Source organism: Rhodomicrobium sp. R_RK_3, from assembly GCF_002198715.1.
GTDB lineage: Bacteria > Pseudomonadota > Alphaproteobacteria > Rhizobiales > Rhodomicrobiaceae > R-RK-3.
In genome coordinates, this window is record NZ_MWLK01000013.1 from 131,155 (window position 1) to 152,090 (window position 20,936).

The 20,936-nt window shown below is 62.8% G+C and carries 24 protein-coding genes and 1 tRNA gene; 10 read left to right on the forward strand and 15 right to left on the reverse strand.

Translation table 11 applies throughout. The features are described from left to right. Positions 1-81 precede the first annotated feature (81 nt). The gene (locus BLEFHOIH_RS06330; RefSeq protein WP_088343673.1) at positions 82-1,608 is read right to left on the reverse strand and encodes a D-alanyl-D-alanine carboxypeptidase; all 1,527 of its coding nucleotides are present in this window, start codon (positions 1,606-1,608) and stop codon (positions 82-84) included. A gap of 681 nt (positions 1,609-2,289) precedes the next feature. Here BLEFHOIH_RS06330 and clpS point away from each other — a divergent pair. From clpS to BLEFHOIH_RS06350, 4 genes are all read left to right on the forward strand, one after another. Next, positions 2,290-2,619 (forward strand): ATP-dependent Clp protease adapter ClpS, encoded by a 330-nt coding sequence (gene clpS / locus BLEFHOIH_RS06335; protein ID WP_088343732.1) that lies wholly within the window; start codon positions 2,290-2,292, stop codon positions 2,617-2,619. A gap of 7 nt (positions 2,620-2,626) precedes the next feature. Then, positions 2,627-5,134 (forward strand): ATP-dependent Clp protease ATP-binding subunit ClpA, encoded by a 2,508-nt coding sequence (gene clpA, locus BLEFHOIH_RS06340; RefSeq protein WP_088343674.1) that lies wholly within the window; start codon positions 2,627-2,629, stop codon positions 5,132-5,134. A 217-nt stretch (positions 5,135-5,351) separates the two neighbouring features. Beyond that, positions 5,352-6,113 carry an AzlC family ABC transporter permease gene (locus tag BLEFHOIH_RS06345; protein WP_088343675.1) on the forward strand — a complete coding sequence of 254 codons (762 nt, stop codon included), beginning with the start codon at positions 5,352-5,354 and terminating at the stop codon, positions 6,111-6,113. Then, positions 6,110-6,433 (forward strand): AzlD domain-containing protein, encoded by a 324-nt coding sequence (locus BLEFHOIH_RS06350; RefSeq protein ID WP_088343676.1) that lies wholly within the window; start codon positions 6,110-6,112, stop codon positions 6,431-6,433. Before BLEFHOIH_RS06345 ends, BLEFHOIH_RS06350 begins: the two co-directional genes overlap by 4 nt. A 94-nt stretch (positions 6,434-6,527) precedes the next feature. Here BLEFHOIH_RS06350 and BLEFHOIH_RS06355 read toward each other — a convergent pair whose 3' ends face one another. Continuing rightward, on the reverse strand, positions 6,528-7,247 hold the full coding sequence (locus BLEFHOIH_RS06355; RefSeq protein ID WP_088343677.1) for an esterase: 720 nt from the start codon (positions 7,245-7,247) through the stop codon (positions 6,528-6,530). 326 nt (positions 7,248-7,573) lie between these two features. Between BLEFHOIH_RS06355 and BLEFHOIH_RS06360 the strand changes: the two genes are divergently transcribed. The 4 genes from BLEFHOIH_RS06360 (at position 7,574) to BLEFHOIH_RS06370 (ending at position 9,919) form a co-directional block, all read left to right on the forward strand. Continuing rightward, on the forward strand, positions 7,574-7,963 hold the full coding sequence (locus tag BLEFHOIH_RS06360) for a hypothetical protein (protein ID WP_088343733.1): 390 nt from the start codon (positions 7,574-7,576) through the stop codon (positions 7,961-7,963). 96 nt (positions 7,964-8,059) lie between these two features. After that, on the forward strand, positions 8,060-9,367 hold the full coding sequence (locus BLEFHOIH_RS06365) for a relaxase/mobilization nuclease domain-containing protein (RefSeq protein ID WP_210191658.1): 1,308 nt from the start codon (positions 8,060-8,062) through the stop codon (positions 9,365-9,367). A 50-nt stretch (positions 9,368-9,417) separates the two neighbouring features. Beyond that, positions 9,418-9,630, forward strand: a complete 213-nt coding sequence (locus tag BLEFHOIH_RS26600) for a hypothetical protein (protein ID WP_170937028.1) — start codon at positions 9,418-9,420, stop codon at positions 9,628-9,630. After that, a complete protein-coding gene (locus BLEFHOIH_RS06370; RefSeq protein WP_170937029.1) occupies positions 9,623-9,919 on the forward strand; it encodes a type II toxin-antitoxin system RelE/ParE family toxin in 297 nt (98 codons plus the stop codon). Before BLEFHOIH_RS26600 ends, BLEFHOIH_RS06370 begins: the two co-directional genes overlap by 8 nt. 39 nt (positions 9,920-9,958) lie before the next feature. Here BLEFHOIH_RS06370 and BLEFHOIH_RS06375 read toward each other — a convergent pair whose 3' ends face one another. The 9 genes from BLEFHOIH_RS06375 to BLEFHOIH_RS06415 form a co-directional block, all read right to left on the reverse strand. Beyond that, a complete protein-coding gene (locus BLEFHOIH_RS06375; RefSeq protein WP_088343680.1) occupies positions 9,959-10,828 on the reverse strand; it encodes a hypothetical protein in 870 nt (289 codons plus the stop codon). Between the two features lie 13 nt (positions 10,829-10,841). Continuing rightward, on the reverse strand, positions 10,842-11,417 hold the full coding sequence (locus BLEFHOIH_RS26130; RefSeq protein ID WP_125461608.1) for a hypothetical protein: 576 nt from the start codon (positions 11,415-11,417) through the stop codon (positions 10,842-10,844). Between the two features lie 43 nt (positions 11,418-11,460). Beyond that, positions 11,461-12,525, reverse strand: a complete 1,065-nt coding sequence (locus BLEFHOIH_RS06385; protein ID WP_125461609.1) for a hypothetical protein — start codon at positions 12,523-12,525, stop codon at positions 11,461-11,463. A 51-nt stretch (positions 12,526-12,576) separates the two neighbouring features. After that, a complete protein-coding gene (locus BLEFHOIH_RS06390) occupies positions 12,577-12,801 on the reverse strand; it encodes a hypothetical protein (RefSeq protein ID WP_088343683.1) in 225 nt (74 codons plus the stop codon). Beyond that, positions 12,788-13,081, reverse strand: coding sequence for a hypothetical protein (locus BLEFHOIH_RS06395; RefSeq protein WP_088343684.1), 294 nt, complete (start codon positions 13,079-13,081; stop codon positions 12,788-12,790). The genes BLEFHOIH_RS06390 and BLEFHOIH_RS06395 overlap by 14 nt, the downstream gene beginning before the upstream one ends. Beyond that, the gene (locus BLEFHOIH_RS06400; protein ID WP_088343685.1) at positions 13,078-13,353 is read right to left on the reverse strand and encodes a hypothetical protein; all 276 of its coding nucleotides are present in this window, start codon (positions 13,351-13,353) and stop codon (positions 13,078-13,080) included. Before BLEFHOIH_RS06400 ends, BLEFHOIH_RS06395 begins: the two co-directional genes overlap by 4 nt. Before the next feature lie 20 nt (positions 13,354-13,373). Then, positions 13,374-14,600 (reverse strand): type IV secretory system conjugative DNA transfer family protein, encoded by a 1,227-nt coding sequence (locus tag BLEFHOIH_RS06405; RefSeq protein ID WP_088343686.1) that lies wholly within the window; start codon positions 14,598-14,600, stop codon positions 13,374-13,376. Between the two features lie 294 nt (positions 14,601-14,894). Continuing rightward, positions 14,895-14,981 (reverse strand) — tRNA-Leu (locus BLEFHOIH_RS06410). Between the two features lie 82 nt (positions 14,982-15,063). After that, positions 15,064-15,762 (reverse strand): ceramidase domain-containing protein, encoded by a 699-nt coding sequence (locus BLEFHOIH_RS06415; protein WP_170937031.1) that lies wholly within the window; start codon positions 15,760-15,762, stop codon positions 15,064-15,066. Between the two features lie 239 nt (positions 15,763-16,001). On the opposite strand from BLEFHOIH_RS06415, the gene BLEFHOIH_RS06420 reads away from it, so the two are divergent. Next, positions 16,002-16,397 carry a hypothetical protein gene (locus BLEFHOIH_RS06420; RefSeq protein ID WP_088343688.1) on the forward strand — a complete coding sequence of 132 codons (396 nt, stop codon included), beginning with the start codon at positions 16,002-16,004 and terminating at the stop codon, positions 16,395-16,397. A gap of 66 nt (positions 16,398-16,463) precedes the next feature. On the opposite strand, the gene BLEFHOIH_RS06425 is transcribed toward BLEFHOIH_RS06420, so the two are convergent. Beyond that, on the reverse strand, positions 16,464-17,237 hold the full coding sequence (locus BLEFHOIH_RS06425) for a sterol desaturase family protein (RefSeq protein ID WP_088343689.1): 774 nt from the start codon (positions 17,235-17,237) through the stop codon (positions 16,464-16,466). 114 nt (positions 17,238-17,351) lie between these two features. Between BLEFHOIH_RS06425 and BLEFHOIH_RS06430 the strand changes: the two genes are divergently transcribed. Further along, the gene (locus BLEFHOIH_RS06430; RefSeq protein ID WP_088343690.1) at positions 17,352-18,338 is read left to right on the forward strand and encodes a toll/interleukin-1 receptor domain-containing protein; all 987 of its coding nucleotides are present in this window, start codon (positions 17,352-17,354) and stop codon (positions 18,336-18,338) included. Here BLEFHOIH_RS06430 and BLEFHOIH_RS06435 read toward each other — a convergent pair. Genes BLEFHOIH_RS06435 through aspS form a run of 3 tightly spaced genes read right to left on the reverse strand, consistent with a single transcriptional unit; the run spans position 18,335 to position 20,910 of the window. Beyond that, entirely contained in the window at positions 18,335-18,739 is a 405-nt protein-coding gene (locus BLEFHOIH_RS06435; RefSeq protein ID WP_088343691.1) for a type II toxin-antitoxin system VapC family toxin, read from the reverse strand. The two genes, BLEFHOIH_RS06430 and BLEFHOIH_RS06435, sit on opposite strands and share 4 nt — an antisense overlap. Beyond that, positions 18,736-19,080 carry a helix-turn-helix transcriptional regulator gene (locus tag BLEFHOIH_RS06440; protein WP_088343692.1) on the reverse strand — a complete coding sequence of 115 codons (345 nt, stop codon included), beginning with the start codon at positions 19,078-19,080 and terminating at the stop codon, positions 18,736-18,738. The genes BLEFHOIH_RS06435 and BLEFHOIH_RS06440 overlap by 4 nt, the downstream gene beginning before the upstream one ends. Positions 19,081-19,125: 45 nt before the next feature. After that, positions 19,126-20,910 (reverse strand): aspartate--tRNA ligase, encoded by a 1,785-nt coding sequence (aspS, locus tag BLEFHOIH_RS06445; protein WP_088343734.1) that lies wholly within the window; start codon positions 20,908-20,910, stop codon positions 19,126-19,128. Positions 20,911-20,936: the final 26 nt, after the last annotated feature.

Below are 20,936 nucleotides of genomic sequence, written 5' to 3' on the forward strand. Positions count from 1 at the left end.
CCTTCGGCAAGCGGCAATGCGAGTAGGCCCTAATGGCCGGGGCGACGGATGGGATCGCACGAAGCGGCGCGGCTGACCGCCCTACTCCGCCCTGACCACCAGGCACTCGATGGACAAACTCTTCAGCTTGGCGCAGGTCTTGGCGGCGTCATCCTGGGAGAACTGGCCGAAGCGGGCGCGGTAATACGCCTTACCCTTGACCTCGCCGGACACGGTCAGCTCGCGGTGGCCGCCGACCAGCCGGCCGGCCTTGTCCGCCACGACCGCCAGACGGCCCTTGGCGGCGCCCGGATCGAGATAGGAGCCGACCTGCACGTGATACGGCCCGAGGGCGGCGGCGTCGTCGGTAGCCGGGGGCGAGATCGCCACGACCGGAGGCGTTGCCTCGGCGCTGGTGTCGCCCTCGTCTTCGGCTTCATCCTCGCTGATGGGCTGGGCGTCCTCGTCGGCCGCCTCGTTGGTCGGACCGGCCATGGCGCCGGCGAGCGCCAGTTGCGTGGGCGGCGACGGCTCCTCCAGCTCGGGCTTGGCGACCGCCTCGCGCGCCGCAGCGATGGCGATGCTCAGCGTGCGCTCGGAGACGCTGGCGTGAAAGGCCGGGTTGCGCTCGGGCATGATGTTGTCGTCGTCATCGTCCTCGGCCGGAGAGACATTGGTGGCGGCCGCCGCGACCTTGATTTCGACCGGCCGGTCCTTGCCGCGCTGCTTGACGTCGTTGAAGGCGACGGCCTTGCTCCAGGACTGGTTCAGCAAGGTGCGCATCCGGGCATTGCGGTGCGCGCTCGAGCGCCCGCCCAGCACGACGGCGATCAAATGCTTGTCATCGCGGCGGCAGGAGGTGAGCAAGTTGAAGCCTGAATCGCGCGTAAATCCGGTCTTCATGCCCTCGGTGCCGGGATAGCTGAACAGCAATCCGTTGTGGTTCTTGTACTTGGCATTGCCATATTGGAAGACGCGGGTGCTGAAGATCTTGGCGTCCTGCGGGAAGTCCAGCAGCACGCGGCGGCCCAGGGTGATGAGGTCGCGCGCGGTGGTGTGCTGCTCCGGATTGGGCAGGCCCGAGGCGTTGCGGAAGACGGTGTCGGTCATGCCGATCTGTTCCGCCTTCTGGGTCATCAGACGCGCGAAAGCCGGCTCCGATCCGGCGATGTTCTCGGCGATCACGGCAGCGACGTCATTGGCCGATTTCGTCACCAGCGCATACATGGCGTCGTGGAGGGAGATGGTCTCGCCGGCCTCGAGGCCGAGATTGGAAGGCGGGCGCGAGGCGGCGTCGGCGCTGATTTTCAGCTCGGTATCGAGCGACATGCGGCCGGCGCGGATCTGTTCAAAGACGATATAGAGCGTCATCACCTTGGTGACGGAGGCGGGAAAACGCTCCTGGTCGGCATTCTCGGCATAGAGGATTTTGCCGGAATAGGCGTCGACCACCATGGCCGATTGCGGCGGGTTGTAGCTGCTGCGCACGATGCGCCGTTTCTTGGCATCGGCGGGGAACGCGGCGAGCGTGGATGCGATCACCGCAACGGCCACGCACTTGGCCATCCAGGCGACGCGGGAGGGGTGCGTCCTGTCGCCCGTTCCGCTTTGATCTGTCGAGATGCCCATGAGCCCCCTCGTTCGAACTTGCCCGGAAAGTCAATCTGGACTTCCGACCTTACGCGCACAGCCCTAGCAAACCCTTAACGAGCGACCCGGTCCGATCTCGCCGGGGGTCCCTTGAAATTCACAGGCGCCAGCTTATTTTGCCTCTCATCCGCTCACATATTTCCCGCAAGACAACGCGTTAACGCAAGCAGTGGGAAAGGTGACTCGTCTGGTGATATGGGCGCGCATCATGGCATGAAGGGGGCGAGCGTTCAAACCCCGTTCATTGCGGCAATTGCGTCAGTAAAAGAACGCAGCACGCTGCCTTAAGCCTAGGCAATGGCACCCATAAACTTTAATTCGAATTGTATGTTTTTATGGTTGCCGAACGCAGTTTTTTTTTGACGAAAATGTCCTACTATGAATGTGCCCGCGCCGCGTTCGCAGAAAATGCATGATGCGGTCAAGATTGCTTGAAGGCCTTTTTACTGCCGCGCTGGGAGTGCTATGGTTGCGGGTGTCATCAACCGTCCGCCCGTGCATTGAAACTGGGGGCAGCGAGGCTTACTCTTAGGGAAGCGATCGCGGAATGCGTTTGGGGTCTGGCATCATCATTGCATGTTATCCATGTGGCATAAAGACGAGATTAGCGGGAGCTGCGAAGGCGCGCGGCCTATGGCCAAGGCTCAGTCGCGCGCGTTCATGACGAAGAAGAGCAATCAGAACGACGACGGGGATCTGCGTGGCGGCATCGTCACCAAAGCCGAGCCGAAAACCAAAAAGCCCAGCCTTTACAAGGTTTTGCTGCTCAATGACGATTACACGCCGATGGATTTCGTTGTCTATGTGCTCGAACGCTTCTTCAACAAGCAAAATGAGGAGGCGAACCGCATCATGATGCATGTCCACCAAAGGGGTGTCGGCATCTGTGGTGTCTACACTTATGAGGTGGCGGAGACGAAAGTCGCCCAAGTGACGAATTTTTCCCGCCAGCATCAGCATCCGTTACAGTGCACTATGGAGAAGGAATAGGACGCCCGTGCCCTCGTTTTCTTCCAGTCTTGAAGAGTCCCTTCACCGGGCGCTCGAGTTTGCCAATGAGCGCTCTCACGAATATGCAACGCTCGAGCACTTGCTCTTGTCGCTGATCGACGACCGTGACTCGGCCGCCGTGATGCGCGCCTGCAATGTCGATCTGGATCTGTTGCGCGGCAAACTCATCGACTACCTCGACAACGACCTCGACAATCTGGTGGTGGATCAGGAAACCGAAGCGCAGCCGACCGCCGGCTTTCAGCGCGTGATCCATCGTGCCGTCGTGCATGTGCAGTCTTCCGGCCGCGAGGAAGTCACCGGAGCCAATGTGCTCGTGGCGATCTTCGCCGAGCGCGAGAGCCATGCGGCCTATTTCCTGCAGGAGCAGGAGATGACGCGGTTCGACGCCGTCAATTACATTTCCCATGGCATCGCCAAGCGCCCCGGCATGTCTGAGCCGCGCGCGGTGAGGGGCGTGGATGAGGATGCGGCCACGGTGGAAGCAGGTGAAGAAAAGAAGCGCGCCGGGGATGCGCTGGATGTCTATTGCGTCAATCTCAACGACAAGGCGCGCGACGGGCGGATCGATCCGCTGATCGGCCGTGGCAAGGAGATCGACCGCACCATCCAGGTGCTCTGCCGCCGCCAGAAGAACAACCCGCTGTTCGTCGGCGATCCCGGCGTCGGCAAGACCGCCATCGCGGAAGGCCTCGCCCGCAAGATCGTGCGCGGCGAAGTGCCCGAAGTCCTGGCCAACGCCACCATCTTCCAGCTCGACATGGGCGCATTGCTCGCCGGTACCCGCTATCGCGGCGATTTCGAGGAGCGGCTGAAGGCCGTGATGCGCGAGATCGAAGCCTATCCGGGCGCGATCATGTTCATCGACGAAATCCATACGGTGATCGGCGCCGGCGCCACCTCGGGCGGCGCGATGGATGCCTCGAACCTGTTGAAGCCCGCGCTCCAGTCCGGAACGCTGCGCTGCATCGGCTCGACCACCTATAAGGAATATCGCCAGCATTTCGAGAAGGACCGGGCGCTCGTCCGGCGCTTCCAGAAGATCGACGTCGCCGAGCCGACCGTGCTGGACGCGGTGGAAATCCTGAAGGGCTTGAAGCCCTATTTCGAGGACTTCCACAAGGTCCGCTACACCCAGCAGGCGATCAAGGCTGCGGTCGAGCTGTCGGCGAAGTACATCCATGACCGCAAGCTCCCGGACAAGGCGATCGACGTGATCGACGAGACCGGCGCCTCGCAGATGCTGCTGCCGAACTCCAAGCGGAAGAAGACCATCGGCTTGCGCGAGGTCGAGACCACGGTCGCGACCATGGCCCGCATTCCTCCGAAAACGGTGTCCAAGAGCGACAGCGACCTGCTGCGCAATCTGGAAACCGATCTGAAGCGGGTGGTGTTCGGCCAGGATCAGGCGATCACGGCGCTGTCTTCGGCGATCAAGCTGGCCCGTGCGGGCCTGCGCGAACCGGAAAAGCCGATCGGCTCCTACCTGTTCTCCGGCCCGACCGGCGTCGGCAAGACCGAAGTGGCGCGGCAATTGGCCAACCTGCTCGGCGTCGAGCTCCTGCGCTTCGACATGTCGGAATACATGGAGCGGCATACGGTGTCGCGCCTGATCGGTGCGCCTCCCGGCTATGTCGGCTTCGACCAGGGCGGCCTTTTGACCGACGGCATCGACCAGCATCCGCATTGCGTGCTGCTGCTCGACGAAATCGAGAAGGCGCATCCGGATCTGTTCAACGTGCTGTTGCAGGTGATGGACCACGGCAAGCTGACCGACCACAACGGCAAGCAGGTGGATTTCCGCAATGTCATCCTCATCATGACGACCAATGCGGGCGCTTCCGACCTTGCCAAGAGCGCTTTCGGCTTCAACCGGACCAAGCGCGAAGGCGACGATCAGGATGCCATCCAGCGCCTGTTCACGCCGGAGTTCCGCAACCGTCTGGACGCGGTCATCGGCTTCCAGAACCTGCCGCGCGACGTCATCGGCAAGGTGGTCGAAAAGTTCGTGTTCCAGCTCGAAGCTCAACTGGCCGACCGGAACGTCACCATCGAGCTAAGCCCGGAAGCGGCCGAATGGCTGATCGAGCACGGCTATGACGAGCAGTTCGGCGCAAGGCCGCTGGCCCGCGTCATCCAGGCCAATATCAAGCAGCCGCTCGCCGAAGAGCTGCTGTTCGGCAGGCTGGAAGGCGGCGGCACCGTCCGCGTCACCGTCGAGGAGAAGGAGCCCGGCAAGAAGACGCTCGGCTTCGAGATCGTCGAGGCGCGCGAGAAGGTGAAGAACCCGAACGACGAGGATGGCGAAGACGGCGAGATCGACGAGCCGGAAGAGGAAACCGCCGAGGTCAAGGCGAAAGCCGCCAAGCGGCCGCCCTCCTCCGACGGCGGCGCTCCCCGGCGGCCGAAGAAGTCGCCTCCCGGCGGCGGCCAATCCGGCGGCGATGGCGGCGGCCGCAAGAGCTTGGTGCCGAAAGTGCCGCTCACGCCGTAGCCTTAGGGCCCGAGAATTTGACGAAGGGGTGCGGTTCGCCGCGCCCCTTTTTCGTTTGCCGGGCGCGATTGCTCATAATTCGCGCAAACTGCCTGCAAGCTATGCAAATTGGGCCGATTGCATGCGTGATGCGCGCATTGGTATTTTCCGCCATAGTCCGTAAGCTTGATTGGCGCAGGCATGTCCCGAGGGACGCCCCGCCAAACGGATCGCATCGATGGATGGCAGCGGCACATTTTCAGCCGATCCCTCCTGGCCGGCCGAAGCCGGTCCGGCCACGGCCGCATGGCGCGGCGCCCGCGAGACCCCCTTCGTCCCCGCCATTGTGCTCTCCCTGACCTTCGTCGGCTTCGGCGCGCTGTCGCGCGAGACCGGCCTCTCCTGGCTCGACACGCTGTTCATGTCGGTCTTCATCTTCGCCCTGCCCGGTCAGGTCGTGCTGGTCGATCAGATCGCGCGCGGCGCCTCGGTGCTGACCGCCACCCTCGCCGTCACCGCGACGGGCGTGCGGCTGCTGCCGATGACCGTCGCGCTGCTGCCCATGCTGCGCCACCGGCGGGTGCCGAAATGGATGGAATTTGCCGTCGCCAATTTCGTCGCCATCACCATGTGGGTCGAGTCCATGCGCCGCGCGCCGGGCGTGCCGCGCCATCTGCGCGCCGCCTATGCGCTCGGCATCGCGGGCCTGCTGGTCAGCGTCTCGTCGATGGGCGGCCTCGCCGGCTTCTTCCTCGCCGCGCAGGTGCCCCCGGTGATCGCCGCCGCGCTTTTGTTCATGACGCCGATCTATTTCCTGCTGGCCATGCTCGGCGGCGCGCGCTCGGCGGCGGCCATCATGCCAATCGTTCTCGGCTTCGTCCTCGGCCCGGTCTTCCACATCCTGACGCCCGAGCTCGATCTGGTGCTGACCGGCCTGATCGGCGGCACGGCGAGCTTCCTGATCGCACGCTACGGCCTGAAGGACGGAGGGCAGCCATGAACTGGACGCTCTACATCCTGATCGCGGGCGTCGCGGCGACGGCCATCTGGCGCTTTGCCGGGGTCTTCCTGTCGAGCGGCCTCTCCGAGACCGGCGCGGCGATCGCCTGGGTGAAGGCGGTGTCGACGGCGCTGGTCGCGGGGCTGATCGCCCGCATCGTGATCTTTCCGCCCGGCGCCCTCGCCGATCTCAGCACGCCGGTGCGGCTGGGCGCCTTTGCGCTGGGCGTCGCGATGTATTTCCTCGCCCGCCGCCATATGGGCCTCGGCATCGCCACCGGCACCGGCGCGCTGATCGCGGGGCATTTGCTTGGGTTTTAGCGGCCGGGGTTATTGCGCATTATGGCCGCAAAAGCCCCCTCACCCGGCCGCTTGCGCGTCCGCCCTCTCCCCTTGAGCGAGAGGGCTCCCGCCGTCAGGCGGGTGGGTGGGGGCTGGTTTTTCCCTTCGCGAACGGATAGTTCAGAAAATACCGCACCGCGACCTCGACGATATGCGGCTGCGACTTATGCGGGCCGTCATATTCGATATAGGTCACGTCGTAGCCGGCCTGTTTCAGCCGGGCGGCGTGCGCCCTGCCCGCCGTCTCGACCGGCGTCTGTTCGTCCTTCGAACCATGCGCGATGAAAATATAGGGTGCCCCTTCCTGGTGCAGCGCGGTCATGAAACCGGCGGAGAAGGCGAGGATATGGGTGACGATGTCGCCGTTGCAGAGGCCGTTGGAGAGCGAATAGCTGCCGCCGTCGGAATGGCCGGCGAAGGCAAAGCGCGCCGCATCCAGCGTGAAGCGCGAGGCGACCTCGGCCAGCGCCATGTCGAGCCGCTCGCGGTCGGGGCCATTGCCGGCGATGACGATATCCCAGGTCGGCATTAGCGATTGCGGCACCAGCAGCAGGAACCTGTTGGCCTCCGCATGGCCCCGCATCACCGGCAGGATCTTTTCCGCGCCGCCGCCGCCGCCATGGAAAAGCACCATCAACGGCACCGGCTGCGCCGCGTCTATGCCCTCGGGCACGATCAGGACGGCGTCCCGGGTCTCGAACAGGCCGAGATCGTGCCGGCCGGGCGGCAATGGCGGCCGGGACGGCATCTGGTGCCGGAAGGTCAGCCGGCCGGCGAGCGAGGGATCGAGCATGGCCGATTTCTGCCATGGCGTCCGGCAGGCGGCAAGGGTCGAACGCGCCGGCCCGCGACCGGAGGCAGCGTCACCCGCCACATGCGGACGATTGGAAAACATTGTGCGCGGCCGATGGTGCACCTGCGCGGAGAAACCTCGAACCAGCTTTTTGATATTTTGGCCGACTGGAACGCCGCTTTGAGCGATTCCGAACCCCGGCTATAGCCCTCATATTTTGCGCCGCCTTCCCCCCGAAGGCGGCTTTTCTTTCAACCACAATCGATGCCGCTTTGAGCTGCCTCTCATGCCGAGAGACAGTGCGCGCGGCTGTTTTGACGACGACCATGCAAGATACCGACAACACCAAAAGACCGCCGCCGTTTTCGTTGCGGCTGACACCAGAGGAGCGCCAGCAGCTTGAGCGCCGCGCCGCCGGAACCTCGCTAGGCGCGTATATACGCGCCTGCCTGTTCGGCGAAGGCGATGCGAATCCGGCAATCAAACGCCGAACCCGGAGCAAATTCCCCGTCAAGGACCACAAGGCCCTGGCCCATGTGCTAAGCCAGCTTGGAGCCTCGCGCCTGGCCAGCAATCTCAATCAACTGGCCAAGGCGGTGAATACCGGCTCGCTGCCCGTCAGCCCTGAAACCGAGAGTGACCTTCAGGCCGCCTGCCGCGATATCCGCGCCATCAAACATATGCTCATGACGGCGCTCGGCATTCAGGAGCGCTAAGCCATGATCCTGAAAGCCTCTCAGCGCGGCGGGCCGAAGCAGCTCGCCCGCCATCTCTTGCGCGTGGGTGACAATGAGCATGTGGAGTTGCATGAGGTGCGCGGCTTCGTTTCCGAGGATTTGACGGAAGCCCTCAAGGAAGCCCAGGCGATTGCCAAGGGAACACGCTGCAAGCAGTTCCTGTTTTCTGTCTCGCTCAACCCGCCGGAATCCGAGAACGTCAAAGTTGAGACCTTCGAGAGCGCCATCGAGCGCATCGAGGAAAAGACCGGCCTTGCCGGACAGCCGCGCATCGTCGTCTTCCACGAGAAAGAAGGCCGCAGGCACGCGCACTGCGTCTGGTCGCGCATCGACGCCGAGACTATGACGGCCCGAAACCTCTCTCATTTCAAGCTCAAGCTGCGCGACGTGTCGCGCGAGCTGTATCTGGAACATGACTGGCAGATGCCGCGCGGGCTGATGAATTCCTCCGAGCGCGATCCTCGTAATTTTTCCCTGGCCGAATGGCAGCAGGCGAAGCGCGTGGGCCAGGATGCCCGCGACCTCAAAACGCTCATGCAGGAGTGCTGGGCGGTATCGGATTCACGCGCCGCCTTCGCGCAGGCGTTGGAGCAGCGCGGCCTGATCCTGGCGCAAGGCGACCGGCGCGGCCATGTCGCGGTGACGCATGACGGCGAGGTGCTCTCCGTCGCCCGCTATACCGGCAAGAAGACGAAGGAGATCACCGCCAGGCTGGGCGATCCCAAAGACCTGCCGAAGGTCGAGGAAGCCAAGGCGCGGCACGCCAGCGAAATGGCGCAGACTTTCCAGCGTCACAGGGCCGAAGCCGAGCAGCAAAAACGGCGCGATCTGGAGCCGCTGGAAGAGCGCCGCGCAGGGATGGCCCGCCAGCAGCGCGAAGAACGCGCAATGCTGGAGCAGAAGCAGCAGGAGCGCTGGAACACGGAGACCCGCGAATGGGCCTCCCGCCTGCAATCCGGCATGAAGGGCCTGTGGCAAAGGGTAAGCGGCGAATATACCCGCGTCCGCGAGCAGAACGAGCATGAAGCTTATACCGCCGTCCAGCGCGACCGGCAGCAACGCGAGGCGCTGATCTTCGCCCAGATGCGGGAACGCCGGGAGTTACAGCGTCAAATCAAAACCGTGCGCGAGCACCACGCCGCGCTTATGCGGGATATTCGGCAGGACCGGCAGACCTACAAGCAGATGGAACAGGAAACCGCACCAACCTTGCAAACCCGCTTCCGGCAGGCCGCAGCGCCAGCACCGACCAAGGCACCGCAGACGGCACAAGCCGAGGCAAAAACCCGTGCGCCAAGCCATGCCGAACGGCTACAGGTCCTGCGCGCCGGACGCCAGCCCAAGCCCGCCAGCCGAGGCCAGGACAGGGAGCCGGAGCGATAAAATCAGCCATTTTCTGGAATTTTAGGTCCGGGCTATGCTATAGTTCAAAGATGGACAAGATTCGTGTTCTTGACGATGTAATGCCCTCGGCGACGCCAAGCGCCGAGGATATCCGCGCATGGCAGGCCCTGCCGCGCGACGAGCAGCTTGCGCGCATGAAATCGGCCCTGAACCGCGCCGCCGATGGCCCGCGCAGCACCCGCACCATGCAGGACATCAAGGACGCGGCCCTCGCAAAGATCGCTAAGAGAGAGAATGGCTAACTACGTTCTCTCCCGCGCGGCTGAGCAATCCCTCGAAGACATCTATATCTACACTCACGACCAGCACGGCCCGGCGCAAGCCGAAGCCTACCATGAAGCCTGTCACCGCATGTTCGGGCTTCTGGCCGACTTCCCCTATCTGGGCCGCTCAGCCGATGAATTCAGGCCCGGCCTTCGCCAATATCCTCACGGCTCGCACGTGGTCTATTATTCCGTGCGCGAGAGCGTGGTCCATATCGAGCAGATTTTCCACCACGCCCAGAGCGTTCGACCGCATATGTTCGATTAGCGCGCGGGGATTCCGGCGATCTGGCACATAAGACGCCTATTACCCGGCGCGACGAAATTCAGACTCTTCCGCAGATGCTGCATCCGACGTGAATGCCTTGTCGCTGAAGCTTACGCGCGGCACCAACTCATTCATCGCATAATGCACGAATTGCGTGCCCAGATCCGTCAGGACATAGAGGTCCTTGTTGTCGAAGGCAGACTTCATCGTGTGACTTACCATCGCCTTCGGGCGGCTTATTCCAGCGCGTTGTTTCTTCACGAAATTTCCAGCGCCATCGGTATCACGTTTCTGGCGGATCACCCGTCCCAGGCTAAGATCGCCAACGAGCAGCTTAAACAAATCCGCTTCGGCTGAATCCTCTCGCACAGGCTCCTTGCCGAGATTGTCCCAGATATCGGCGCGGCCAATCGGGCCGTTGTTATAAATTTCTGAAATCACCGCGAAATGGAAATCGGAATATCGGTCGATCCAGTCGAGAAAGAGCCGGATCACATCATCGCTCGCGAGGTTCGTGGCCGCTGCATTCGAAAGGATATTTCGGACCTTGTGGCGCTTGCTCTCGCTATCGATGTTTTGCCAATTGCGGAAAGCCTTTTTCATGAGCCCCTGATATTCGGGGGACTCAATCCGCTCGCGGATGCGTTCATCCCCCAGATCGATACGAGCGGCGATCTCGGCGATGGTCCTTGCTTTTTCCCGCATTTCGTCTTCGAGCATTTGCAGCCATTGCTCGAAGACCTTCCTCACCTTGTCCTGTTCGTGTTCTGACCACGCGCCAGCCGCAGCCCCGAGCAGCCCTCCCAGGAACGGGATTGCACCGCCCGCCACCTGCATTCCCGCGCGGATCATCTTTCCGCCAGGAAATTCCTTGGGCATTTCCGGTTTGTCTTGATCGTCTTCGCTCATGCTCGGCTCTTCATTACGCCTCTCTATCGATAGTCCTACGGCGAAACTCCGCCGTCGCCCTCTCCAGTATCGCCCGCGCCTCAGGGCCAGACAGCCGAAGTTTCATCCAGACCGCCAGAGGCTCATCGATTCGGCCTTCAGTATACACCATGACGTTGCCGACGATGCCGCGAGTGCAATCGAGAATAAGATGGATTCCGTGCCGATAGGCGTACTCACCGCCCGGCTCGGTAAGGCCGGTCAGCTTTTCAACGTCCCGGTCAGTATCATCGTTGTCGTGCTTCTTGACCTCGATAACGAGGAGGTTGGAGCGCTCGCCCCGGCGATGGACGATGATATCGGGATAAATCGTGCGGCCTTGCCGGTCATCGGTACTCGTCCCTTCAGGCCGAGGCAGGCGTTTTATTCCATCGCCGAGGCGATTGTATTCACAATCGACGTGCCATTCCGGAAAGCGGTGCTGAAGATGCAGGGCAAGCCGGGCGCTTAGGCTCCGCTCGTTCACATCCACTGCGAACAGTTCCGGCTCACTTGCGACAAATGTTTCGATGGCTGAAGCGGCGATTTCGAGAAGTTCCAGTGCGTTCATTCAAGCGGATTACCGCAACCAGATATTAAAGGAAATGGCAGACCTACGCGGATATGCCAATCCCGCTATATCGCCCTGCCGTACCGGACACCCCTATTTGTCTGGCGATCTTTTCGAAGGATTTTTCGAATTTACTTCTGGGCAGCAGCGCGACTTCCCTTACCTTGCACCACGCTTCATAGGCCGCGAACAACTCCGCCAGCGTGAGTTTCCCCTCCGGCGCGGAGGTCAAACATTCCAGACAAAAATCCTCGACCGCACCGACCGGCTTGCCCTTGGCCTTCCTTGAAGGCGTTGCCTGTGCGCGAGGCTTTTCCGGTGCGCTGGCCGAAGGCTCGGCCTCCACCTCCGCACGGTTTGCTTTTTCCGTCTTGCTCCCAAACAGCTCGCTATGGCTGGTCGCGAGGAATAGCCCGAGGGAGGAACCGATTTCCACCAGCAGCGCCACGACGATGATGAGCGCGAGCCGCACGCGGCTGTGCTCATGGCCAAGCACGCGGGCCAGCAGTGAGACTTGCGGATCGGCATCCTGCCCGGCCCCTTCGATCCTCAGCCGGTCGGTTTGCTCTTTCAGTGCGGCGATCTTTGCCTGAAGCCGCTCGCTTTCGACGCCGGAGGCAAGCTCGGCGCGCAATTCGTAATAGCGCGCGCAATACTCCCGGCTCTCGGGGAGCGTCGCCTCGGTACACTCTTTCGCCCGGCTCCAGCGCCGGTCCTGCTTGTGGCGCTCCATATCTTCCGTGACGACGGCCACGGGCCGATGCTTCGGGATGTCCTGCATTCGGTTTTCCGCCGCGCCAAGTTCGGCGCGCGCGGTCTCGTGGGCGGCATTGACGTTTTCGCGGGTGTGGCTGAAGACGCCCCGGTTGTCGGCGGCAAAGCCAATGGCCGAGAGCAGCGAGAAGCCGGAGAAGAACAGCCAGACCGCAAAGCCCGGCACAGCCACCGCATAGCGCCCGGAGCGCCAGCCCCAGAAGATGAAGAACGGCAGGAGCGCCTTAAGGCCGTCAGCAGCGGCAGATGCCGCGCCTAGCACCTGGCCTTCGAGCGGCGTCTTGCCGAGAGAGGACAGAAAGAGATAGTTCATCGCCGCCGAGACGCCGAGCATGATGAGGGCGGCGATGATGCCGAGGAGGCTGGTGAGGAATCTCATCGCACATCACGCGCGCTTGCCGTGAAGGGCTTCATAGGCGTCCAGCGCCGCCACCAGCAGCCCGGCCTGGCTGAGATTGTCGCGCGCGGCGAGCCCTTTCATGCGCTCGGCATCCGCCGCCGGGATGCTCAAATTCTTCTGCACGCGGGAAGGTTTGGCGGGAGCGGCGGCGGGCACGGTCCGCGCCGTCCCTAAATGTGCCCGGAGGGCAATGAGCTTATCCCGGTCCATCACGCGACCTCCCGAAATCACCCTGCGCCTTCCCCGTCAGCCGGGCCTTGGCCTGGGTCTCCTTCAAACCCGAGCGCAGCGCATCCAGCCGCTCTTGCAGATGCCGGATGCGGTTTTCATTGGCGGCGTTGAGCTGGGAATGAACGATGCGTTCTTCCGCGCCGCCAATGGTGAGATGCATCTCGGCTCTGGGCCTCGCCCTGGCCTTGACGCGGCTGTCCAGCTCGGCGCGGGTGGCGATATCCACCGCCGCCCGCCCGAAGGCTTCTCTGCCGGTCATCGCTCGTCACGATCCCGCGAAGAGCGGCGGTCATCGCGGCGATCCCGGCGATCCTCGCCCTTGCGCTTTTCTTCAAGGCGTTCCTGCGGCGTGCGCAGCACCACCTGACCGTTGACCGGCATGGCATCGAGCTTGATATTGAATCCCTTGCCGTCCCCGTGTTCGAACGCACTGCCGACGCGGTTGAAGTAGCTCTTGCCTTCTTTGCCTTCACGGACAGAATAGGCAATGTGGCTGGGCTTGCTGGAAGAATGATCGTCATCGCGGCTCATGGCGGATCTCCGGAGCGGGGTTAAAGCGCGTACCCCTTCACGTATGACCGAAAGCCGCTCTGATGCTGGGGGAATCGGCTCTGTGAGAGCGGCGCTTTCTCCCGGATGATGTCCGCCCATTTAGAGCCGAAGCGCGTGGCGATGAGCACCTTGTCCCCTGGCGGATGATAGGGGTTCGGGAGATAGAGCCCGGCCATCTCTGCCCTCGTGAAATACGGGTATTTGTTTGCGAGGATCGGCTTGAGGTTCTTCCCCGAGATGAAGAGGATTTGCCGGTCTTCAGGGATACTCAAGACTTCATCCGGCGTCAGGAGAGAACGCGCCTGCTTGGCCCGCGTCTCGGCGGCGCGGCCAAAATGCGCGGCGTCGAAGACGGCAGAGAACGGATCGTCTCCGGCGAGTAGCCGCTGCATGGCCTGACGCTTGTGCCGCCGCGCTTCGTCCTGGCGCAGCCTGTCATCATAGATAAGCGTTTCGGAGCCGAGCATTTGCGAGACGAGCCGCGCCGTCTCGTAATCCCGGACGCCAAAGAATTGGCGCATCTGCGCCGAGCCGATGAAGCCTTGCAGCGCCGGAGCGCCAAAGTTGCGCACGATCTGCCCGGCATCCTGAAAAATTGCCCAAGCGCGCACCCCAGCCCCGCGCCCGTATGTGAAGGCGCGGAGCAGCCCTTCGAAGCGTCCGAGCTGGCCTGCCTCATCCACCAGCAGCATCACCCGCGCGGCTCCCGGCTGGCGGGACTTATAGAGGATGGAGACGGTGAAGAAGAGCCGGATCAGCGGCGACCAGAGCGAGAGATATTCCGCCGCGATGTTGAGGAAGATTTTTGAAGTCCGTCCCGCATCGGTCAGCGCCTGGAGCGAAAAATCCCCCTCTTCGAGGAAGGCCAGCAAGCCCGGATCGTCGAGAAAGCTCAAATGCGCGTATAGCTCGCCCAGGATGCCGCCGAACTCCTTGGGGCTGTCCTGCTGCTTGGCCAACATCTCAGCCCCCGCGCGGCGCACGCCGTCGAATGACGAGGCGAGCATCGCCTCCAGCCGGTCCGCCCAGCCTTGCGGGCTGGTCTCGATCAGGCCGATGGTCCGCCAGAGCGCCGGAAGACTGACGCGCCCGCGCGTTTCGATCAGGGATTTGAGCAAGCTCTCCAGCCATTCCCGCGCTCGAAGCTCGAAATACTGGCTGTTCGACGAGCCGCTCAAGGGGATCAGGCTTTCGGCGATGAACTTGCTGTCAATCGGCGCTGATATCCGTCTACGAAGACCAGATCGTGAAGCTGGAGGGGCGCAAGGTCGCGCTGAGTGAAAAAGTGCGTTCCTGCGGGCGTCCGCTGGCCCCGTTCGACGAAACCTTTCGAACCGCGCTCAATTTTCTCTCAAACCCTTGGAAACTATGGGAAAAAGGTGGCATCACTGATCGCCGAATGGTGCTCCGGCTGGCATTTGGACGGCCCTTATCCTATCACCGGAAAGAGGGCTTTCGAACCGCCGATTTATCCATACCGTTCAAGATGTTAGAGGCCATCAAAAACAGCAAAAATCAAATGGTGCGGACAGAGGGACTCGAACCCTCACTCCCTTACGGGAAACGGATTTTAAGTCCGTTGCGTCTACCGGTTCCGCCATGTCCGCAGCGGGCAGGCCGTGCCGTGCCCCGGGCGATTTATGCGCCAGGGACCGGCGGCTTTCAACTCCTGAAGCGCGGGGCCCAAGCTCAGGCCGTTTGCCGTGTCCCGGCCGGCACGGGCCCATGCGCGCCGTGCCGCACCGCCGCAAGCACCAGCAGGAACAGCACGGTGCTGTTACACATATGCCAAAGGAAGTGGGTGCCAATGGCCTTGCCCATGAAGGAAATGTCGTTGCACCAGATGCGGTCGGTGGCGCGCAGCGTGACGGAGATCATGAACACCAGCGAAGCGCCCAGGACATAGGGCGCGGTCGGATGGCGGCGGACGGTCAGCCAGGCGCCGATCAGCAGCATCGCGGCGAGTGCGGGCAGATAGCCGAAGCTGCCATTGAGGCAATTGGTCTTCTGCAGCAGCGGCAGCGAAAAGCCGAGCGCGTCGCATTGCACCTGCATCGCCTGCTCGATGACCCAGGCGAAACCGGCAATGGCGGGCAGCGTCAGCAGCAGCGGCAAGCCGGCGAAGGCATAAAGCGCATAGCCGAGATAGGCGAGCATGAAGATGCCGATCGGAATGACATCGGCCGCCGACGCCCAAGGCGTCGCATAGGTGTGGAAGAGGAAGCTGCCAATGCCGATGACGAAGACCGTCAGCACCAGGAAATAGCGGAACAGCTTGGGCTCGGTCTTCGGCCGCGCGATCAGCTCGCGCAGGGCGAAAGCGGCGCCGATGATGAAGCCGATATTGGTGATGGCATTGAAAGGCTCGGCCCAGAAGCTAGGGTCCAAGCCGCGTTCGCAATAAGCAAAGATTTTCGCCGCGCTGTCCATGACGGTCCCGTTAGCAGGCGCCGCGAGCGCTTTCAAGCGCGGCCGTGACGGGCCGGGCACGGCCGTCCCGAAGAGGGCGCGGCTGTTGCCCTGGCGCCTCGGGTCGAAAATTTTCGTCGTTAGACTTTGCCGTTTTTCAACCTTATGGTCCCAGAAGGGTTAGACAGGGATACCAATTGAAGCAATTGGAGTTGACGATGGGGCAGTTTTTCAAGACCGCGCTCGGCGTTGCGGCCGTCGCGGCGTTGAGTGTCGGCTTTGCCGGGCTCGCGGACGCAGGCACCTGCAAGGGCAAGCGCTGCAAGGATCGCTACGGCGATGACGAGGGCTACCGCTATATCACCGCGGAAGCGACTTTTGGCGGCAAAACGGTCACCGCGCCGGTGCGGCGGGGCCGCTGGGGCGATCAGGTCCGCACGCCGGGACCGGGCGGCAATTGGTATGATTGCGAGATCACCTGCGAATATACGCTGCGTCGGCTGACGGTGGATTTCTGGGAAGGCATCGGCTCGAACCATTCGGTGTCGCCGGGCCTGTTCCGCTTCGAATACGACCTCGACGAGAACCGGCTCTACCGCAAGCGCTATCAGTAAGCCGCCTGAGCGCTCGCAAGGAAACGATGATCGATGGCCCCTTCGGGGGCCATCTGCTTTTTTCCCTCAGGTTTTGGCGAAGCGGCGGCCTGCCTGCGGGACCTCGGGCGCTTTCGGCATGGCGTCGGTGCCCATCAGCCGGTCCCAGAAGCGGAAATAGAGGCCGTAATTGGCGTCGAACCTGGTGTGATGCAGACTGTGATGCGTCGCCGAGATCAGGTGCCGCCCGATGGGGCCGTGCACGAAGCGGGCGGGCAGCATCTCCCAGCCGGAGTGGTTCATCACCGCCGTCACCGTCATCAGCATCAACAGGCCGATCAGCAGGCCCATATGGATGGGGATGATGAAGACCATCGCCGGCAGCAGCCAGGCGGTGAACAGCGCCTCGGCCGGATCGAAGGCGAAGGAGGCGAAGGGCGTCGGCTGGCGGGACTTGTGATGGCCGGCATGGGTCCAGCGGAACAGGCGCGGGTGATGCATCAGCCGGTGCGCCCAGTAATAATAGCTGTCCTGGATGACGAGATAGGCAAAGGCGCTGAGCGCCAGATAGGGCAAGCCGCCATAGGCGCGCCAGTCGGTATAGATCAGCGTGCCGCCATTGAGCCAGGCCGAGAGGGCGTAGGCGGTCGGCGCGGCATAGACCGCCGAGGACAGCAGCGACAGCCGGATTTCCTGCAGGATGAGACGCCGCATCGGCCGGTCGCGGTTGAGGCGCTTGGCGGCCAGCTTCTCCCCGCCGCGCTGCCAGAGCAGCCAATAGGCCAGCCCGGAGACGATCAGGTAGCGCGCCGCGATGATGCCGGTCAAAGCGGCGGTGAGCGGAAGAAAATCGAGACCCATCACGTCCTTTCGCCCCGCGCCAAGTCCCATATATGCCGGAGATCCGTTACCCGCGTTTTGAAAGGACTTTATATCGGGGTGCCATATGATAAAGAAAGAATTGAAGGGCCGCTTATGCCAGAAATTTTCATTTCATATTGCAAGCAAGATTCGGACCATACTGAAGCGCTCGCGGCGGATCTGGAGGCGAGGGGGTACCGCACTTGGTGGGATACAAGCCTCTTGCCTGGAGATGAGTTCCCCGAACTGATCAAGCGCCGGATCGACGAGGCCGATGCGGTGATCGTCATATGGACACCTAATTCGGTGAAATCGCGCTGGGTGGTGGCGGAAGCGCATCGCGCTGACAATCAGGGCAAGTTGATTACAGTCAGATCCCCCGGCCTCATTTTCAGCGACATCCCAATGCCGTTCAACACAAAGCATTGCGAGCCTGTGATGAACCGGGAAAAAATCTACGCGGCCTTGCGCGAGCGGCGCGTGATGGCGAATGGCGCGAGTTCGGTTCTTATGTCAACGGACGACGCGGCCGAGCTCTATAAGCGCGGAGACGATTTTTATTACGGCCGCAATGGCAGATCGCGGGATTACAGACAAGCCGTTGCTTATTTCCGCAAGTCGGCGGATCTAGCTTACGGCCCTGCATATAATTTCCTTGGCTGGATGTATATGGAAGGTCAAGGCGTCGCTCAAGATGATGCGGAGGCCGTACGGCTTTTTCGGAAGGCTGCCGAAATGGGTAACGCGCCCGGCATCAACAATCTCGGTCAGATGTACCAACAAGGCCGCGGCGCGGCTCGCGACGATGCGGAAGCTGTGCGGCTATTCCGTAAGGCGGCCGAACTCAACAACACCTACGCCATCTGCAATCTCGGCTACATGTATAGCGAGGGTCGCGGCGTCACCCGGGATGACGTGGAGGCTGCCCGACTGTTTCGTAAGGCCGCCGACATGGGAAACGCCGTTGCCAGCTATAATTTCGCCGATTTTCATGAACACGGACGCGGTGTGGAACGCAGCCGCGAAGACGCGCGGCACTGGTACCAAAGAGCTGCGGATCTAGGCAACGCGGCCGCGGTGGAAGCCCTCAAGCGCTTCTAACCCGCCGCAACCGCCTGCATCACATCCGTCTGTCCAAAATCGCCGCCTTTGAACAAGAGCGGCACGCCCTTGGCCTTCGCCAGCGCATAGGAGGCGCAATCGCCCAGGTTCAGCGCCGCCTTGTGCCGCCCCTTGCCGTAGCGCAGAAAGGCGGCGCGGGCGATCTGCGCCTGCTCGGCGTCGAAGGCAACGACCTCTACCCCGGCCTCGGCTAGAAACTCATCCAGCGGCTCGAAGGCCGCCGCGCCATAGGCGCCGCCGCTCATCACCATCGAGGCCTCTAAAACACTCAGCGCGGAGATCAGCCGCCGGTCCGCGCTGACGATCGCCTTCAGCAAGCGGTCCGCCTCCGGCTCCAGCCGGAAGATGGCGATCAGCGCCGATGTGTCGATGGCGATCAACGCGGCAGGCCGTCATCGTCGTAAAGATCGGCGTCGCTTAGCCAGTCGCGGCCGGGATTTTGCGCCGCCGCTCGTTCGGCAATGGCGCGCAGCCGTCCGAACAGCGCATCCGCATCGCCGGATTTGGCCGTCAGGCTGACACCCTGATGAATGAATTCCACGCCCGCCTCCTGCAGGATCTTGACCACATGATCGAGGGTCGCGCCGGCGACGACCGGCTCGCCGCCTGCCGCTTCCAGCCGCCGGATGGTGCTGACGGAGATGCCGGCGCGGCGCGCCAGCTCCTCCTGCTCCAGGCGCAGCAGGGCACGCGCGGCCTTAATCTGTTCGGCACTAATCATGAGCGATAGCTATCACAATTGATCGCTATCCGTCAAGCGCGCCGGTCAGCCTTTCGGCAGGCTGAGGCGGATATGCAGCTCCTGCAATTGCCGCGGCGAGACTTCCGAGGGCGCGCCCATCAGCAGGTCTTCCGCCTTCTGGTTCATCGGGAACAGCGTCACCTCGCGCAGATTCTGGGCGCCGACCAGCAGCATCACCAGCCGGTCGATGCCGGCGGCCATGCCGCCATGCGGCGGCGCGCCATATTTCAGCGCCCGGATCATGCCGCCGAACTTGCTGTCGACCACGTCCGGCCCGTAGCCGGCAATCTCGAAGGCCCGGTACATGATCTCGGGCTTGTGGTTGCGGATGGCGCCCGAGGCGATTTCATAGCCGTTGCAGACGAGGTCATATTGATAGGCTTTCAGGCCCAGCAGCGCGTCATTGTCGCCCGAGCCGGACAGCGCCTCCATGCCGCCTTGCGGCATCGAGAAGGGGTTGTGCGAGAAGTCGATTTTCTTCTCTTCCTCGTTCCATTCGTAGAACGGGAAATCGACGATCCAGGCCAGCTCGAAGCGGTCCTTGCGGGTCAGGCCGAGCTCTTCGCCGACGCGGTTGCGCGCCTCGCCCGCGAATTTATAAAACTTGGCCGGGTCGCCGGCGGTGAAGAAAACCGCGTCGCCTTCCTTCAGGCCGAGCTGGTCGCGCAGCGCGTCGGAGCGCTCGGGACCGATATTCTTGGCGACCGGCCCCGCCGCCTCGCCCTCGCGGTAGAAAATATAGCCGAGCCCCGGCTGGCCCTGCTGCTGCGCCCAGCTATTCATGCGGTCGCAGAAAGCGCGGCTGCCGCCGGTCGGCGCCGGGATCGCCCAAACGCGCGCTTTGCGGTCCTTTTCCAGCATCTGGGCGAAAATCTTGAAGCCGGAGCCGGCGAAATGCTGGCTGACATCCTGCATCACGATCGGGTTGCGCAGATCGGGCTTGTCGGAGCCGTATTTGGCGATCGCTTCGTCATAGGCGATGCGCGGCAGGGTCTGCGTCACCGGCTTGCCGTCGGCGAATTCGGCAAAGGTTTCGCGGATCACCGGCTCCATGGCGGCGAAGACGTCATTTTGCTCGACAAAGCTCATCTCGATGTCGAGCTGGTAGAATTCGCCGGGCAGCCGGTCGGCGCGCGGGTCCTCGTCGCGGAAACAGGGGGCGATCTGGAAATAGCGGTCGAAGCCGGAGATCATCAGCAGTTGCTTGAACTGCTGCGGCGCCTGCGGCAGGGCGTAGAACTTGCCCGGGTGCAGGCGCGAGGGCACCAGGAAGTCCCGCGCGCCTTCGGGGCTCGAAGCGGTCAGGATCGGGGTCTGGAATTCGAAGAAGCCGGCCTCGGTCATGCGGCGGCGGATCGAGGCGATGATCGCCGAGCGCTTCATGATGTTGCGATGGATGGTCTCGCGGCGCAGATCGAGGAAGCGGTATTGCAGCCGCGTCTCCTCGGGATAGTCCGGCTCGCCCGCGACCGGCACCGGCAGCTCGGCGGCTTCCGACAGCACGTCGAGCGCGGTGATGCGCAATTCGATCTCGCCGGTCGCCATGTTCGGGTTGACGGTTGCCTCGGAGCGAGCATCGACACGGCCATCGACGCGGATCACCCATTCGGCGCGCACCTTTTCGGCGAGCTTAAAGGCCGGGCTCTCCGGCTCGACCACACATTGGGTGATGCCGTAATGGTCGCGCAGGTCGATGAACAGGAGGCCGCCATGGTCGCGCACCCGGTGTACCCAGCCCGACAGCCGCGCGGTCTCGCCGACATTGCCCTTGCGCAATTCGCCGCAGACATGGCTGCGATAGGCCGGCAGCGCGCCCTGCTCAGCCTTGGCCTTTG